The sequence below is a fragment of the Collinsella sp. SGI.184 genome, from assembly GCF_050313415.1.
Taxonomy (GTDB): Bacteria; Actinomycetota; Coriobacteriia; order Coriobacteriales; family Coriobacteriaceae; genus Collinsella.
Window position 1 is genome coordinate 59,545 of the sequence record NZ_JBNPLJ010000005.1, and the last position, 15,481, is coordinate 75,025.

A 15,481-nucleotide genomic window follows, 5' to 3' on the forward strand; every position below is an offset into this window, starting at 1 on the left:
TTCAAATCGGACATTTGCAATGCTGCCTCATGGTGTTTTGCATACTTCCCATTACAGATTGCATAAAAAGGTTGGGATGTTCTTTCTGGCCCTGATGTACCCCCGCCTGGGCCGTGCAAAAAACGGAGTATTCAGCACTGCGAGCTCTGCCGGCGCCGTTGCGGTCGGGTAATGTCATGGGGATTGACGTCATTTTGGCGTCCGGGCAGGCACGAGGCATGCCTTTATGCCCTGATGGGGTCTGCCTGCCGACTCAAATCGCCGGTCGAAGGCGTCCTTGGGACCAATAAGATGTGTCTGGCGCGTATACAGCCATCCTGGTCTGCTGAATACTCCCAAAAATGCACGGTGCTCCCCAGGGGACCCGTGCGTGCAGCGAAAGCCATGCCCATGTTCCTATCCACATCGCCATTTTGATGCACTGACGTTTCTGAATGCCGCGCCCGAACTAGTTAACTTGGCTCCCGTGTGGCGCCGGAGGGGCGGGATATAAGGTTTGTCGCGAGTTCCGCACGAGCCGAAGGCCACGTAATGTGGCCTTCGTGCGAGCAGGACTGCCCGAGCAGGAAACCTTATGCCCCGCCCCTCCGGCGCCACACGGGAGCTGCGCACAAGTTATTCCCCCGGCATTCAGAAAATCTAAGTGCCAAAAAATAAGATTTTTTGACTCTGTGTTGTATAACCCGCCATTCGTGGGTACCATTCAACGCGTACGCAAACAAATAGGGTTAATTCGCGTGGCATAACCACGCGGCCCAAAAAGGAGGAGACAAGCATGTCGTCTTTGAAACCGCTTGCAGATCGTGTTCTGGTCAAGCCCGACGAGGCCGAGCAGAAGACCGCTTCTGGTCTGTATATCGCCAGCAACGCTCAGGAGAAGCCGCAGCGCGGCACCGTCGTTGCCGTTGGCGCTGGCAAGGTCAACGACAAGGGTGAGCGCATCCCCATGGACGTCAAGGAAGGCGACGTTGTCATCTATGGCAAGTTCGGTGGCAACGAGGTCAAGGTCGACGGCGAGAAGTATCTGCTGATGCGCGCCGACGACATCTACGCCGTCGTCGAGGCCTAGTCTCATCAGGCTCTCTGATTCGTCTTTGAACGCGGTCGCCGCATAGGACTCGGAAGCGGCGACGTGAGTCACATTTCTTTTGGAGGATTACCTACCATGGCAAAGAACATTACGTTCAATACCGATGCCCGCGCTAAGCTCGCCAAGGGCGTCAACACTCTGGCCGATGCCGTTACCGTCACCATGGGCCCCAAGGGCCGCTATGTCGCCCTGCAGCGCACGTTCGGTGCCCCGACCATCACCAACGACGGCGTTTCCGTCGCCAAGGAGATCGAGCTCGAGGACAACATCGAGAACATGGGTGCCCAGCTGGTGAAGGAGGTCGCCACCAAGACCAACGACACCGTGGGTGACGGTACCACCACCGCAACCCTGCTCGCTCAGGCCATCGTTAACGACGGCTTGCGCAACGTCGCCGCTGGCGCCAACCCGCTGGCCATCCGTCGCGGCATCGACAAGGCCGTTAACGCCGCCGTCGCCGAGATGAAGAAGCAGGCCAAGCCGGTCGAGACCAAGGAGCAGATTGCTTCCGTCGGTACCATCTCCGCCGGTGACCCCGAGGTCGGCGAGAAGATCGCCGAGGCCATGGAAGTCGTGGGCAAGGACGGCGTCATCACCGTCGAGGATTCCCAGACGTTCGACATCACCATCGACACCGTCGAGGGCATGCAGTTCGATAAGGGCTACGTCTCCGCTTACTTCGTCACGGACAACGACCGCATGGAGGCCGTGATGAAGGATCCGTACATCCTCATCACCGACCAGAAGATCTCCAGCGTCCAGGACATCATGCCTGTTCTCGAGGCTGTCCAGCGCGCTGGCCGTGGCCTGCTCATCATCGCTGAGGACATCGACGGCGAGGCCCTGCCCACCCTCGTCCTCAACAAGATCCGCGGCGCCCTCAACGTCTGCGCCGTCAAGGCTCCGGGCTACGGCGATCGCCGCAAGCGCATTCTCGAGGACATCGCCGTCCTCACCGGTGGTCAGGCCGCTCTGGACGAGCTGGGCGTGAAGGTCGCTGACATCACCGCCGATATGCTCGGTACCGCTAAGTCCGTCACCATCTCCAAGGACAACACCGTCATCGTCGGCGGCGCTGGCTCCAAGGAGGCCATCGACGCCCGTATTGCTCAGATCAAGGGCGAGATGGAGAACACCACCTCTGACTTCGACCGCGAGAAGCTCCAGGAGCGCCTGGCCAAGCTCTCCGGTGGCGTTGCCGTCATCAAGGTCGGCGCTGCCACCGAGTCCGAGCTCAAGGAGATCAAGCACCGCGTTGAGGACGCCCTGCAGGCAACCCGCGCTGCTGTCGAGGAGGGCATTGTCGCTGGCGGCGGCGTCGCCTTCATGGACGCTGTGCCTGCGCTCGATGCCGTCGAGATCGACGACCCCGAGGAGAAGATCGGCGTCGACATCGTCAAGAAGGCTCTGACCGCTCCGGTCGCAACCATTGCCAAGAACGCTGGCTTTGAGGGCGCTGTCGTGGTCGACAAGGTCGCCGAGCTGCCCGCTGGCCAGGGTCTCAACTCTGCCAGCGGCGAGTGGGGCGACATGATCGAGATGGGCGTCCTCGACCCCGTCAAGGTCAGCCGCGTCACCCTGCAGAACGCTGCTTCTGTCGCCAGCCTGATCCTCATCACCGAGGCCACGGTTTCCGATGTGCCCAAGAACACTCAGCTTGAGGATGCTATCGCTGCTGCTACCGCTGGTCAGCAGGGCGGCGGTATGTACTAAGGCCGACAAGGTCTAGAACTCCCACCGGGGATCCGGGGGCGTGACGGGGTTTCTCTCCGGAACGTCCTCGGACATGCAAAGAGGCTCCGCATCGCGCTTCGCGCTGCGGAGCCTCTTTGCGTCCTGCGGAATGTTCCGGAGAGAAACCCCGTCACGCCCCCGGATTCCCTGCGTTTACGGCCTTGAGGTCGGCTCGCGGAGAAGGACATGGTTGTTGGGGATACGTATCCCGGACGCTGTTTCGCGCTTTGCGCGAAAGGCGCGTTACTGTGGGATGGGTGGGGAACGTGGTTGTTGCGGCAACTGATCCCCACTATAAATTACCCTTGGCATGCTTGCGCGAAAGCCTGCCCGTGCTAGACTTGGAATTGCTGTTTCAGGGCGGGGTGAAATTCCCCACTGGCGGTAAATCGGACGGTGCCAGAGGGGCACCGTGGCGCAGGCGAGGTGCCTGCGTCCGAGCCGATGAGTCCGCGACCCGTGCGTGCGTTGGTTCGCATGTCGGCTGAACTGGTGAGATCCCAGTACCAACGGTTAGAGTCCGGATGAAAGAGGCAGGTGATCTTATGTCTGAACAGTCGCAGCATATCCATTTCGAGAACACGAATAGGTGGAGCACCAAACAGCTCGTTACCATGGCGCTGATGTGCGCCTTGGGCGCCCTGTTTATGTACGTGCAGCTGCCCATCCTTCCTTCGGCGCCGTTTTTGACCTACGACCCGTCGCTGGTGCCGGCGATGGTGTGCGGTTTTGCGTATGGTCCCGGCGCCGGTACTGCTGTTGCCGCTATGGCTATCGTTATTCACGCGCTCACCACGGGTGACTGGGTCGGTGCGCTTATGAACCTGGTTGCCACGCTGGGCTACATTCTGCCCGCGGCTATCGTCTACCAGAAGATGCATACCTATAAGGGTGCTGTGATTGGCCTGGTGTTCGGCGTCATTGCCGCTACGGCACTGTCTATGGCCGCAAACCTTACCATTGGCGTATGGTTCTGGTATGGCTCGGTCGATGCGATCGCCCCGCTCATGGTTCCTGCCGTGCTGCCGTTCAACCTTATCAAGACCGTGCTCAACTCGGTGCTCACGCTTGCAGTGTACAAAGCGGTCTCCAACCTCCTCACGCCTAAAAAGAACCAGGTCAAAGGCCGCGCATGATTGATTGTCGAGGCGTTTCCTTTAGCTATGACGGTGTCACGCCGGCGCTCGACGGTATCGATCTGAACATCGAGGATGGCGAGTTTTTCTGCATCCTCGGCGGCAATGGGTCGGGCAAGTCGACGTTTGCCAAGCATCTGAATGCGCTGCTGCAGCCCGATGCAGGAACGGTGCGTATCAACGGCATGGACGCGTCCGATCCCGAGCTGGTCTACGACATCCGCTCGACTGCGGGCATGGTGTTCCAGAATCCCGATGATCAGCTGGTGGCAACGCTTGTCGAAGATGACGTTGCGTTTGGTCTCGAAAACCTTGGCGTGCCATCGGCGCAAATTGCGCAGCGCGTACGCGAGGCGCTGAAGGGTGTGGGCCTGGTGGGCTTTGAGCGCCACGAGACCCATGCACTTTCGGGCGGCCAAAAGCAGCGCGTGGCGCTTGCCGGCGTGCTCGCCATGGAACCGCGCGTGCTCATATTGGACGAGGCTTCTTCGATGCTCGATCCGCGTGGACGTAAGGGCCTCATGAAGGTTTGCCGCGCGTTGCACGATCGCGGCATGACCATCGTGATGATTACGCACGTTATGGAAGAGGCCGCCGAGGCCGATCGTGTCGCGGTGTTTCGGGCGGGGCGCGTTGCCATGCTCGGTGCGCCCGAGGAAATCTTGACGCGGGCGGACGAACTTGCCCAGCTCAACCTGGATATGCCGGCGTCGTGCTCTCTAGGTAGGGCACTCCGCGCGAAGGGCGTACCCGTTTGCGCGCAGGTGCGTGAGGCGGATATGGTCGCCGAGATTGCACAGGTTTATGCTGAGCGAAGCGGGGCGGACGTCGCTGGGCGGCCCTCCGCATCCGATTCTCGTGTGCTTGACCATGCATCCTCTGCAGCCGACGGGATGGTCGCGTCGGAGCCCGTCATCGAGATTTCGCACCTCTCGCATAGTTGGTCGCTGAGCGCCCGCGAGCGCCGCCGATGGCGCAAGCGCTCGACCACTGTGGGCGCATCGGGCAAACAGGCTCTTTGGGGCAACGATCCAAACAGCCCCTGGGCGCTACGTGATGTTTCGCTGACGGTGCGTCGCGGCGAGTTTCTGGGCCTGGCGGGTCATACCGGCTCGGGTAAATCAACGCTGGTTCAGCATCTCAACGGGCTGATTCGTCCACAGGAGGGGAGCGTTTGCGCACTGGGGCTCGACCTATCAAGCAAGAAAGGCGCCGCCGCGGTTAAGGCCAAGGTCGGCGTGGTGTTTCAGTATCCCGAGCGCCAGCTATTTGCCGAGACCGTGGCGCAGGACGTGGCGTTTGGCCCGCGCAACCTTGGCCTGCCGCAAGACGAGGTTGTTCGCCGTGTCGCAACATCGCTTGCGCGCGTGGGCCTCGACCTTGCTGCGATAGGCGACAAGAGCCCCTTTGAACTTTCGGGCGGTCAGCAGCGCCGCGTGGCGTTTGCCGGCGTGCTCGCCATGGAGCCCGAGGTCCTGGTGCTCGACGAGCCCATGGCGGGGCTCGATCCGGCTGCGCGCAGGGATTTCCTGGAGCTCATCGATCGGCTCCATCGTGAGGGCCTGACCGTTGTCATGGTTTCGCACAGCATGGATGACCTGGCAAATTGTTGTGACCGTATCGTTGTGATGAACGAGGGCGCGGTGTTCGCCGATGGAACGCCCGCACAGGTTTTTGCGCACGCGAACGAGCTCAAATCGATCGGTTTGGGCGTTCCCGCTGCGCAGCGCATGGCATTGTCGCTCGTGCAAGCCGGTGTGCCGCTCCGCTGCGACAAGCTTTATACGGTTGAGTCACTGGCCGACGAGTTGGCCGGCATGCTGCTAGGCTGCGCGGACGGACCTTTGAGGGCGTCGCGTCAGGCTGGTTCCAAGATGGCCACGCAAGAGGAGGGCTGCTAATGGAGGCGTTTTCGTTTGGCAGCTACTATCCCGGCGATAGTGCGATCCACCGCCTGGATCCGCGCACTAAGTTGCTCCTAGGTTTCGCATTTCTGATCACTGCGCTCACCGTCGGCAGCTTCCGCGGGCTGGTTCCGATCGCAATTTTTGTCGTGCTGGTCTATGTCGCGGCCCGGGTTCCGTTGCGTCGGGTCCTATCGTCGATGGCACCACTGCTGGCGATTGTCGTGGTGGTCGCGGTGCTCAACCTGTTTTCCGATCAGAGTGGCCGCATTTTGTGGCAGTTTGGCTTTTTGCAGGTGAGCGAGGGCTCGCTGCGTTCTGCGACGTTTATGGCGTGTCGCCTGACGATGATGATGGCCGGCATGAGCGCCATTACGCTCACCACGCCGACGCTCGACCTCACCGCGGGTTTTGAGCGCCTGCTCGCACCATTCGCGCGCGTGGGGCTTCCGGCGCACGAGCTCGGCATGATTATGGGTATCGCACTGCGATTTATGCCACAATTTGCCACCGAGATGAAACAGACGGCCGATGCACAGGCAAGCCGTGGCGCGCGCGTGACGGGCGGTCCGCTCGGTGGCGTGCGCATGCTCGGCAGTGTGGCGATTCCGCTGTTTACTGGCGTGTTCCGTCATGCCGAGACGCTTTCGGCCGCCATGGATGCGCGCTGCTATCACGGCGAGCGGGGGCGCACGCGTCTGCATGCGCTTACGTTTGGCCGCGGGGATGCACTGGCCGCGGTGGCGATGGCGCTGTTGGTGGCATGCGTTGTCGTTATCAATCTTCAACTCGTCTAAGCTCGATTCGAGCGCAAGAAAGGGGTCTCTATGACCGACATCGATCGCACGGCTCAGCTCGAGCGCGTCTGCTCGTATCTCCGGCGCATTCCGGCGTGGTATCTTGCCACGACCGATGCAAACGACGGGCATCAGCCCCGCGTGAGGCCGTTTTCGTTTGCCATGGTCGATAACGACAAGCTGTGGTTTTGCACGTCGCGCGACAAGGACGTGTGGGCGGAGTTGAGCAAGAATCCCAAGTTTGAGGTATCGGGCTGGAAGCCGGGGGAGTGCTGGATCGTGTTAACTGGCGAGGCCGCACTCGAGGACGATGCATTCGTGAGTGACAAGGTGCGCCAGACGGGCTTTAAGCACATGGTGGGCATTGGCGAGCAACACGATAGTGCCAACGATGGCCGCCTTGCGTTCTTCTCGGTCCGCAACATCGCCGCGCGGTTCTGCGATATCGACGGCAGCGAAGAGCTCCTCGAGCTTTAATTTCCCAAATTAGCTGCCCATTCCAAAAAGACTGGTCAGATGACAGGAGGAAACGTGGACGGATTGAATACGGTGCTGGAGTATCTGACGTCGGTGCCGGCGTGGTACCTAGCGACGAGCGTGGACGGGCAGCCGCATGTGCGTCCGTTCTCGTTTGCGCAGATTCAGGACGGCAAGCTGTGGTTTGTAACGGCGCGCACCAAAGATGTGTGGCAAGAGCTGCTGCAAAACCAGCGCTTTGAGGCCACGAGTTGGTGGCCGGGCCATGGTTGGTTGATCCTGCGCGGACGTGCGGGTCTGGACGACCGGGCTTCGGATGAAATGCGCGAGGCCGGGTGGAAACATCTTGAGCGCTTGAGCGAGCACTATGAGGGGCCTAACGATCCCACGCTCGTCTTCTTTAGCGTCGAGGACCCCGAGGCTTTTATCTGCAATCACGACGAATGGGTTCCGGTCGAGCTCTAGGCTGCTCTGGGCGACCCTTAAGTTTGGTATTCCGTATAAGGTGGGCTCTGCATTGGCCAGCAGCATGATGCGCTGCGGCTAATGCAGAGCTCGCTTATTTTTTGTCAATTCTTTCAAGCGAATGTGTCGGATATGTTTCAATGCATGAAGACACAAATTATTTGCGTAAATATGCATTCTCGGGTGCTAAAGTTTCAACCTACCTCATAACGACGGCTGCGGAATGCGCAATGACGCATAAGACCGCAGACAAGGAGTCCGATATGTCTTTAAAGGTTGGAATCGTCGGCGCGGCTGGATATGCCGGCGCCGAGCTTATTCGCCTCGTGCTCGGCCATCCCGAGTTTGAACTTGTTGCCATTACGTCCAACGCCGATGCCGGCCAGCTGCTGTCCGTGGTGTATCCGAGCTTTGCTGGCGTGAGCGATCTGGTTTTCACCACGCATGACGCCCCTGAACTCAAGAGCTGCGATGCGGTTTTTCTTGCCGTACCGCACACGGCTGCCATGGCACAGGTGCCCGCTCTGCTTGCATCGGGTGTCTCTTGCTTTGATCTTTCGGCCGATTACCGTCTGAGCGACGCGTCTGTCTTTGAGACATGGTATGCCGCCGAGCACACGAGCCCCGAGTTGCTTAAAACACGTGCCTTCGGTCTGCCCGAGTTGTTCTGCCGGGACTTAGAGACCGCTGCTTCCAGCCATGCCGCTGGCAGACCCGTGCTGGTCGCCTGCGCCGGTTGCTATCCCACCGCAACGAGTCTTGCTGCCGCGCCTGCCGTGCGTGCGGGCTGGGTGGCCCAGAGCGGCCCCGTAGTCGTCGACGCCATCAGTGGCGTGACGGGTGCCGGTAAGTCGTGCAACACCCGCACCCATTTTTGCAGCGCGGACGAGAATCTGGAGGCCTATGGCGTAGGAAAACATCGCCATACGCCAGAAATCGAGCAAATTCTGGGCCTTACCGATCGCGTCGTCTTTACTCCGCACCTGGCACCGCTCAAGCGCGGCCTGCTCTCTACGGTGACGCTGCCGCTCGCAACGCAGGCTCTCGAAGCGCTGACTCTTGAGGATGCCGTCGACCATTACAAGAAGTTCTACGCCGGTCGTACCTTTGTGCGCGTGCTCGATGCCGGCCAGCAGCCCAAGACGGCTTCGGTTGTCGGTACCAATGCCGCCCAGATCGGCCTTGCGCTCAACAAGCGTGCGGGCGTGCTGGTGGCGACGGGCGCCATCGACAATTTGTGCAAGGGCGCTGCGGGCCAGGCGGTCCAGTGCGCCAACATCGTCTTTGGTTTTGACGAGCGACGAGGCTTGCCCACAGTGGCGTGCCCGGTGTAGCACATTCGATTATTAACGATTTGGTAGTCGGGTATCGAGTTTGGCGCCACTTTTAAGCTGGTCTCATGATTGTGGCTGACATGGCGCACCAACCGATGCCCATTTTTTGTTTGACATAAGGAGTCGTACAGACGATGAATGCTGAGCAGTTCGATATCAAGATTCGTACCGTAGAGGGCGGCGTAACGGCGGCAGCCGGCTTTAAGGCGGCGGGCATCCATGCCGGATTCCGCAAGAATCCCGAGCGCCTGGATTACGCGCTCGTTGTGCCCGATAAACCCTGTCCCGGGGCCGGCGTGTTTACGACTAACCGCTTTTGTGCGGCGCCCGTGCAGGTGAGCCGTGCCAACCTGGGCGGTACGGACAAGGGCTATGGCATCATCGCCGGTGTTTCAATCAACTCCGGCAACGCGAACGCCGCCACGGGCGAGACCGGCCTTGCCTGTGCGCGCGAGACGTGCAATATCGCCTCGCAGGTCATTGGCTGTGAACCCCAACAGATTTTAGTTGCCTCCACGGGCGTGATCGGACAGATTCTGCCGATCGACACGTTTGAGACGGCAATTCCGTCCGCCTACGAGGCACTCTCTGCCCATGGCGGCGCCGATGCAGCCTGTGCCATCATGACGACCGATACGCATTCCAAGGAGTATGCCGTTCGCTACCGCAGTGAGGCTGTGGGCCATGTGGGCAACGCTTATACGGTGGGCGGCATGTGCAAGGGATCGGGCATGATCATGCCCAATATGGCCACCATGATCGCGGTCATTACTACCGATGCCCCCGTCGAGTCGGCGGCGCTCCACACCCTACTGCTCTCGACCGTTAAACAGACCTTTAATAAAGTAACGGTCGATTCCGATACCTCGACTAACGACACCTGTATCATGCTGGCTTCTGGCGCTGCCGCCGCGGATGCCGAGGCCATCGTCGAGGGCACTGACGCCTTTGGCGAGCTGGCCTTTGCCGTGCACGAGGTGTGCGAGAGCCTGGCGCGTAACATTGCGGCCGATGGCGAGGGTGCGTCAAAGCTCGTGACGGTTAACGTCACCGGCGCCGCCAACGACGAGGAAGCCGATATCGCCGCCCGTGCCGTCGCCAACTCGCCGCTCGTCAAGACCTGCATCGCTGGCCACGACTGCAATTGGGGTCGCGTTGCCATGGCGCTCGGCAAGTGCGGCGTAAAGTTTAATCAGGAGGACGTTTCCATCGACATGATGGGCATGCCCGTCTGCCGCGAGGGCCTGACTGTTCCTTTTGACGAGGACGAGGCCCTGCGACGTTTTGAGGCGCCCGAGATCGTGATTTCGGCCGACCTGGGCGCAGGCGACGCGGCAACGACCGTGTGGACCTGTGACCTCACGCACGAGTACATCTCAATCAATGGCGACTACCGCTCCTAGACTCCAGGCACGCTGCGCATCTCGCCGCGATTGCGGGCAGCGGAGCACAGCGCGATAACGATACGAAAGACGAGGCAGATTATGAAATTCGCACGCGATTGTCGTTCGAGCGAATCCAACGAAGCAACTGCGCAGCTGCTGTTCGAAGCGCTGCCGTGGATTAAAAACCTGACCGGCAAGACGGTCGTTATCAAGTATGGCGGGGCCGCCATGGTAGACGAGCAACTGCGTCGCGACGTGATGAGCGACATCGTTTTGCTCAAGATTATCGGCATGCGCCCCGTCATCGTGCATGGCGGCGGTAAAGCCATCAACGAGGCGCTGAGCCATTACGATATGCCCGTCGAGTTTAAGAACGGCCAGCGCGTGACCACGCCGGCGACCATGGATATCGTGCGCGAGGTGCTGGGCGGCAAGGTTAACCAAGAGCTGGTGGCGGCAATCAACCACCACGGTAACTTGGCCGTGGGCGTATCGGGCAGCGACGCCGGCACGCTCATCGCCGAGCCGCTCGACCCCGAGCTCGGACGCGTGGGCAAAGTGACGCATGTCAACACCGACTACATCGAGAACTTGCTCGATAGCGAGTATATTCCCGTCATCGCTACCGTCGCGGCGGGGGAGGACGGTGGCTTCTTCAATATCAACGCCGACACCGCCGCCGGTGCCGTTGCGGCGGCGCTCCACGCGCACAAGGCGATCTTTTTGACCGACGTCGACGGCCTGTACAAGGACTTTAGCGATAAAGACTCGCTCATCTCCAACCTAACGCTCGACGAGGTTAATGAGATGCTCTACGGTGGCGAGGTCGATAAGGGCATGATTCCCAAACTGCGCGCGGCCGTCGATGCGCTTGTCGGCGGCGTATTTCGCGCTCACATCATTAACGGTACCACGCCGCATTCGCTGCTCCTGGAGCTGCTGACCGATGCCGGCGTCGGCACCGTGATCCACTCTACCGAGACGGCCTACGAATTTGATACGCACCCGCACCCGCTTTCGACCTTTGCGGCGCGCCTGACCGAGAACCTCGACGAGGTCGAGAAGCTCCAGACGGTCTAGCTGGTTAGAAATCGTCACACCGTTACACCCACAGTCCGCGCCACCTGGCGCTTAACGAAAGGCATCTCATGTCACTTGCAGCTCAACAATCGCTCGAATCCCACTACGTTATGCAAACCTTTGGCCGCTCGCCGGTCGAGTTTGTCGAGGGCCACGGCATGAAGCTCACCGGCGACGATGGTCGCGAGTATCTCGATTTTCTTGCAGGTATTGGCGTATGCAGCCTAGGCCACGGCAATCCGGCGGTGCTCTCGGCGCTCGAGGCCCAGGCCAAAAAGCTCCTGCATGTCTCCAACTACTTCTACATTGAGCAGCGCGGCCAGGTCGCGGCGTTGCTGTCCAAGCTCGCCAACGACGATGCGGACGGTGCGCGCGTGCTTGCCGACGCGATTGCCGCTGGCGACGAGACCACGGCGGCGGCGCTTGGCGCTCCGGCTGCGGGCGAGCAGGTGTGGGAGACGTTCTTTGCCAATTCCGGTGCCGAGGCCAACGAGGGCTCTATGAAGCTCGCGCGTCTGTACGCCAAACGTGCCGGCAACGGTGGCAACACCATCGTGTGTATGCGCGGCGGATTTCATGGTCGTACGCTCGAGACCATTGCCGCGACCATGCAGGATTGGCTGCAGGACAGTTTCCGCCCGCTGCCGGGTGGCTTTGTGGCATGCACACCCAACGATGTAGATGAACTGCACGCAATCTTTAAGCAGTTGGGAAGCGAGATTTGCGCTGTGATGCTCGAGCCGATCCAGGGCGAAAGCGGTGTGCATCCCATGACCGAGGAGTTTATGGCGGCGGCGCGCGACTTGGCACACGAGGTGGGTGCCGTGCTTATCGCCGACGAGGTCCAGTGTGGTATTTTCCGCTCCGGCAAGCCGTTCGCGTTTCAGACTTATGGTGTGGAGCCCGATATCATGAGTCTTGCCAAGGGCATCGCCGACGGCGTGCCCATGGGTGCCGTGGTGGCAAAGAAAGAAATCGCTGACATCTTTAAGCCCGGCGACCATGGTTCGACCTTCGGCGGCAGCTGCTTGGCCATCGCGGCGTGTGCCGCGACGCTCTCCGCGCTTGTGCGCGGTGACTACGCAGACCATTCCGCCAAGGTGGGTACCTATATGGAGGCAAGGCTCGCCAAGCTGCCGCATGTTACCGAGGTGCGTGGTCGCGGCCTAATGCTCGGCTGCGATTTGGACGATGCTGCGGGTGATGCGCACGACGTTGTGGCTCGCGCATTGGTGGCTGGTGCGGTGATTAACGCTACGGGTGCACATACACTGCGCTTCTTGCCGCCGCTCGTGTGCGAGGAAGCCGACGTGGATGGTCTGATCGAGATCCTGGCGGGTGTTTTAGCTTAGCGCCATCAGGCATAGCAGTTTGAAGCGGGTTCCAGACCGTCACGTGCCGTTTGGCGCACGATTGGGCGAACTGGAGCCCGTTTTGCTATCGATTTACCATGGCTGGGATAGGCCGTGTGCAAACAAAAACGGTCCCCTTGCGAGGACCGTTTCCAATTCAGTGGTGGGCGATGAGGGATGTCCGCGTGCGGCTGGCGCCGCCCGCTTCCGCTTCGTCGCTCCGCTCCTCGCGTGCTGCGCTGGAAAACGCTTCGCGTTTCCTCAGCTCCGCACCCTTGCGGGTTCGAATCCCTCTGCACTGGGCCCAAAAAAGAAAGGCCCCCATCGCTGGGAGCCTTTTCAGTCAAGTGGTGGGCGATGAGGGATGTCCGCGTGCGGCTGGCGCCGCCCGCTTCCGCTTCGTCGCTCCGCTCCTCGCGTGCTGCGCTGGAAAACGCTTCGCGTTTCCTCAGCTCCGCACCCTTGCGGGTTCGAATCCCTCTGCACTGGGCCCAAAAGGGAAAGGCCCCCATCGCTGGGAGCCTTTTCAATCAAGTGGTGGGCGATGAGGGATTCGAACCCCCAGCCTTGTGCGTGTAAAGCACCTGCGCTAACCGTTGCGCCAATCGCCCGTGCGGAGAGAGTATAGCAAAACAATCGCCCCATTCACCTCATATCCATTAAAGGTAACCGGCGCGTGTCACAGCGGAGCTGATTCAGTTGAGATTGCCTGAACATTCCGCCCCTCTTTACGCCCTCGGGTATACTTAAAAGCTACTGATTCGATTTGATGCCCAGCAACAGCAGAGGGGATAGTATATGTGCGGTTTTGTCGGTTTTGTCGGTGGGACGGATAACCAATCCGAGGTGCTCACCAAGATGATGGACCGCATCGTCCATCGCGGTCCCGACATGGGCGGTCAGTTTATCGACGGCCGCGTTGCCCTCGGCTTCCGCCGCTTGTCAATCCTTGACCTGACCGAGGCTGGCGCCCAACCCATGGCCAACGAGGACGGTAGCGTCGTCATTGTCTTCAACGGCGAGATCTACAACTTCCAAGAACTCCGTTCCGAGCTCGAGGCCAAGGGCTACAAGTTCCACTGCGGCGCCGACACCGAGAGCCTCCTGCACGGCTACGAGGAGTGGGGCGAGGCCGTCCTCGATCGCCTGCGCGGTATGTACGCCTTCGTCATCTGGGACAAAAAGAAGAACAAGCTTTTTGGCGCCCGCGACATCTTTGGCATCAAGCCGCTTTACTACTATCCCATGGCCGATGCGGGCGACGGCGCTCCGGGCGTGCTCTTTGGTTCCGAGATCAAGAGCTTCCTGGACTACCCGCACTTCCACAAGGCGGTCAACAAAAAGGCTCTGCGTCCGTACATGACGCTGCAGTATTCGGCAACCGAGGAGACCTTCTTCGAGGGTGTCTACAAGCTGCCGCCGGCGCACTACTTTACCGTCGATATTCCGACCGGCAAGATGAACATCGAGCGCTACTGGGATTGCGATTACTCTGCCGTCGAGAAGCCGTTCGAAGAGTATGTCGATGAGCTGGACGAGGTCGTGCACGAGAGTGTCGAGGCCCATCGCATCGCCGACGTCAAGGTCGCGTCGTTCCTCTCCGGCGGCGTCGACTCCAGCTATATTGCTGCTTGCCTCATGCCCGACAAGACCTTCTCGGTGGGCTTTGACTACAAGAACTTCAACGAGACCAACTACGCCAAGGAGCTTTCCGATAAGCTCGGCGTCGAGAACGTCCGCAAGATGATTACCGCCGACGAGTTCTTCGGTGCGCTCGAGGATATCCAGTATCACATGGACGAGCCGCAGTCCAACCTGTCTTCTGTGCCGCTGTGGTTCTTGGCCGAGATGGCCCGCAAGGACGTCACCGTAGTGCTTTCGGGCGAAGGCGCCGACGAACTCTTTGGCGGCTACGCCTACTACGAGGACACGGTCCCGGTCCGCAAGTACAAAAAGATGGTGCCGCTGCCCATCCGTCGCGCGCTCGGTAACCTGGCGCTGCATATGCCGTACTTCAAGGGACATAACTTCCTGGTCAAGGGTGCCGAGATCCCTGAGAAGTCGTTCCTGGGACAGGCTCTGGTATGGCCGGAGCGCGAGGTCGACGGCGTGCTCAAGCCCGAGTACAACACCGGCGATGGCGCCTTCGAGCTTGCCGCTCCCATCTATGCGCGCGTGAAGGGTCAGCCCGAGCTGGTCAAGAAGCAGTACCTGGACATGAACATGTGGCTCCCGGGCGACATTCTGCTCAAGGCCGACAAGATGTGCATGGCACACTCACTGGAGCTGCGCGTGCCCTTCCTGGACCGCAAAGTCATGGAGTTCGCCGAGCACATTCCCGACCGCTACCGCATCAACGAGAACGGCAACAAACAGGTACTCCGCCACGCTGCCAACAAGTCGCTGCCCGATGAGTGGGCCACCCGTCCCAAGGTGGGCTTCCCGGTGCCGATTGTCTACTGGCTGCGCGAGCAAAAGTGGTACGACTATGTTAAGGAGTACTTCACCGCGCCGTGGGCAAGCGAGTTCTTCAATACCGACGAGCTCATGCACCTGCTCGATCTGCACTTTGCGGGCAAGGGCGATTTCCAGCGCAAGATCTATACGCCGCTCGTGTTCCTAGTGTGGTACAAGCGCTTCTTTATCGACGAGGGCCAGCCTTCTGTTCAGGCTGCCTAGCCTCGGCTTACGAACGCCTGCGCGTAACGGCTCCTCCGGGAGCCGTTT

General features: G+C 60.3%; 12 protein-coding genes, 1 tRNA gene and 1 riboswitch. Of the genes, 12 read left to right on the forward strand and 1 reads right to left on the reverse strand.

The window, feature by feature from the left end; translation table 11 throughout:
- Positions 1-775: 775 nt before the first annotated feature.
- The 11 genes from groES to ACQRAJ_RS02875 all read left to right on the forward strand — a co-directional run bounded on the left by groES (position 776) and on the right by ACQRAJ_RS02875 (position 12,754).
- Entirely contained in the window at positions 776-1,069 is a 294-nt protein-coding gene (gene groES, locus ACQRAJ_RS02825; protein ID WP_427718293.1) for a co-chaperone GroES, read from the forward strand.
- A gap of 96 nt (positions 1,070-1,165) precedes the next feature.
- On the forward strand, positions 1,166-2,803 hold the full coding sequence (groL, locus tag ACQRAJ_RS02830) for a chaperonin GroEL (protein WP_154514811.1): 1,638 nt from the start codon (positions 1,166-1,168) through the stop codon (positions 2,801-2,803).
- Positions 2,804-3,171: 368 nt separating this feature from the next.
- Positions 3,172-3,364, forward strand: a riboswitch (FMN riboswitch).
- Positions 3,365-3,369: 5 nt separating this feature from the next.
- Positions 3,370-3,960 carry an ECF transporter S component gene (locus ACQRAJ_RS02835; RefSeq protein ID WP_427747677.1) on the forward strand — a complete coding sequence of 197 codons (591 nt, stop codon included), beginning with the start codon at positions 3,370-3,372 and terminating at the stop codon, positions 3,958-3,960.
- The gene (locus tag ACQRAJ_RS02840; protein ID WP_427747678.1) at positions 3,957-5,861 is read left to right on the forward strand and encodes an energy-coupling factor transporter ATPase; all 1,905 of its coding nucleotides are present in this window, start codon (positions 3,957-3,959) and stop codon (positions 5,859-5,861) included. Before ACQRAJ_RS02835 ends, ACQRAJ_RS02840 begins: the two co-directional genes overlap by 4 nt.
- Complete coding sequence (locus ACQRAJ_RS02845) at positions 5,861-6,661, forward strand: energy-coupling factor transporter transmembrane component T family protein (protein WP_427747679.1); 801 nt, start codon at positions 5,861-5,863, stop codon at positions 6,659-6,661. Before ACQRAJ_RS02840 ends, ACQRAJ_RS02845 begins: the two co-directional genes overlap by 1 nt.
- A 30-nt stretch (positions 6,662-6,691) precedes the next feature.
- Positions 6,692-7,138, forward strand: coding sequence for a pyridoxamine 5'-phosphate oxidase family protein (locus ACQRAJ_RS02850; protein WP_154514803.1), 447 nt, complete (start codon positions 6,692-6,694; stop codon positions 7,136-7,138).
- A gap of 54 nt (positions 7,139-7,192) precedes the next feature.
- Entirely contained in the window at positions 7,193-7,603 is a 411-nt protein-coding gene (locus tag ACQRAJ_RS02855) for a pyridoxamine 5'-phosphate oxidase family protein (RefSeq protein WP_427718303.1), read from the forward strand.
- A gap of 263 nt (positions 7,604-7,866) precedes the next feature.
- A complete protein-coding gene (argC, locus tag ACQRAJ_RS02860) occupies positions 7,867-8,937 on the forward strand; it encodes an N-acetyl-gamma-glutamyl-phosphate reductase (protein WP_427747680.1) in 1,071 nt (356 codons plus the stop codon).
- 134 nt (positions 8,938-9,071) lie between these two features.
- Positions 9,072-10,340, forward strand: coding sequence for a bifunctional glutamate N-acetyltransferase/amino-acid acetyltransferase ArgJ (argJ, locus tag ACQRAJ_RS02865; RefSeq protein WP_427747681.1), 1,269 nt, complete (start codon positions 9,072-9,074; stop codon positions 10,338-10,340).
- 81 nt (positions 10,341-10,421) lie between these two features.
- Positions 10,422-11,402 (forward strand): acetylglutamate kinase, encoded by a 981-nt coding sequence (gene argB / locus ACQRAJ_RS02870; RefSeq protein ID WP_427718310.1) that lies wholly within the window; start codon positions 10,422-10,424, stop codon positions 11,400-11,402.
- Positions 11,403-11,470: 68 nt separating this feature from the next.
- Positions 11,471-12,754, forward strand: a complete 1,284-nt coding sequence (locus tag ACQRAJ_RS02875; RefSeq protein WP_427747682.1) for an aminotransferase class III-fold pyridoxal phosphate-dependent enzyme — start codon at positions 11,471-11,473, stop codon at positions 12,752-12,754.
- 535 nt (positions 12,755-13,289) lie between these two features.
- Here ACQRAJ_RS02875 and ACQRAJ_RS02880 read toward each other — a convergent pair.
- Positions 13,290-13,365, reverse strand: a tRNA-Val gene (locus ACQRAJ_RS02880).
- A 187-nt stretch (positions 13,366-13,552) separates the two neighbouring features.
- Between ACQRAJ_RS02880 and asnB the strand changes: the two genes are divergently transcribed.
- Positions 13,553-15,433, forward strand: a complete 1,881-nt coding sequence (gene asnB, locus ACQRAJ_RS02885) for an asparagine synthase (glutamine-hydrolyzing) (RefSeq protein ID WP_161115110.1) — start codon at positions 13,553-13,555, stop codon at positions 15,431-15,433.
- The last annotated feature ends 48 nt before the right edge of the window (positions 15,434-15,481 follow it).

Coding starts and splice junctions, on each gene's coding strand:
- argC (WP_427747680.1), top strand. CDS start 7,867: ATGTCTTTAAAGGTTGGAATCGTCGGCGCGGCTGGATATGCCGGCGCC.
- groL (WP_154514811.1), top strand. CDS start 1,166: ATGGCAAAGAACATTACGTTCAATACCGATGCCCGCGCTAAGCTCGCC.
- argB (WP_427718310.1), top strand. CDS start 10,422: ATGAAATTCGCACGCGATTGTCGTTCGAGCGAATCCAACGAAGCAACT.
- ACQRAJ_RS02835 (WP_427747677.1), top strand. CDS start 3,370: ATGTCTGAACAGTCGCAGCATATCCATTTCGAGAACACGAATAGGTGG.
- ACQRAJ_RS02840 (WP_427747678.1), top strand. CDS start 3,957: ATGATTGATTGTCGAGGCGTTTCCTTTAGCTATGACGGTGTCACGCCG.
- groES (WP_427718293.1), top strand. CDS start 776: ATGTCGTCTTTGAAACCGCTTGCAGATCGTGTTCTGGTCAAGCCCGAC.
- ACQRAJ_RS02845 (WP_427747679.1), top strand. CDS start 5,861: ATGGAGGCGTTTTCGTTTGGCAGCTACTATCCCGGCGATAGTGCGATC.
- asnB (WP_161115110.1), top strand. CDS start 13,553: ATGTGCGGTTTTGTCGGTTTTGTCGGTGGGACGGATAACCAATCCGAG.
- argJ (WP_427747681.1), top strand. CDS start 9,072: ATGAATGCTGAGCAGTTCGATATCAAGATTCGTACCGTAGAGGGCGGC.
- ACQRAJ_RS02850 (WP_154514803.1), top strand. CDS start 6,692: ATGACCGACATCGATCGCACGGCTCAGCTCGAGCGCGTCTGCTCGTAT.
- ACQRAJ_RS02875 (WP_427747682.1), top strand. CDS start 11,471: ATGTCACTTGCAGCTCAACAATCGCTCGAATCCCACTACGTTATGCAA.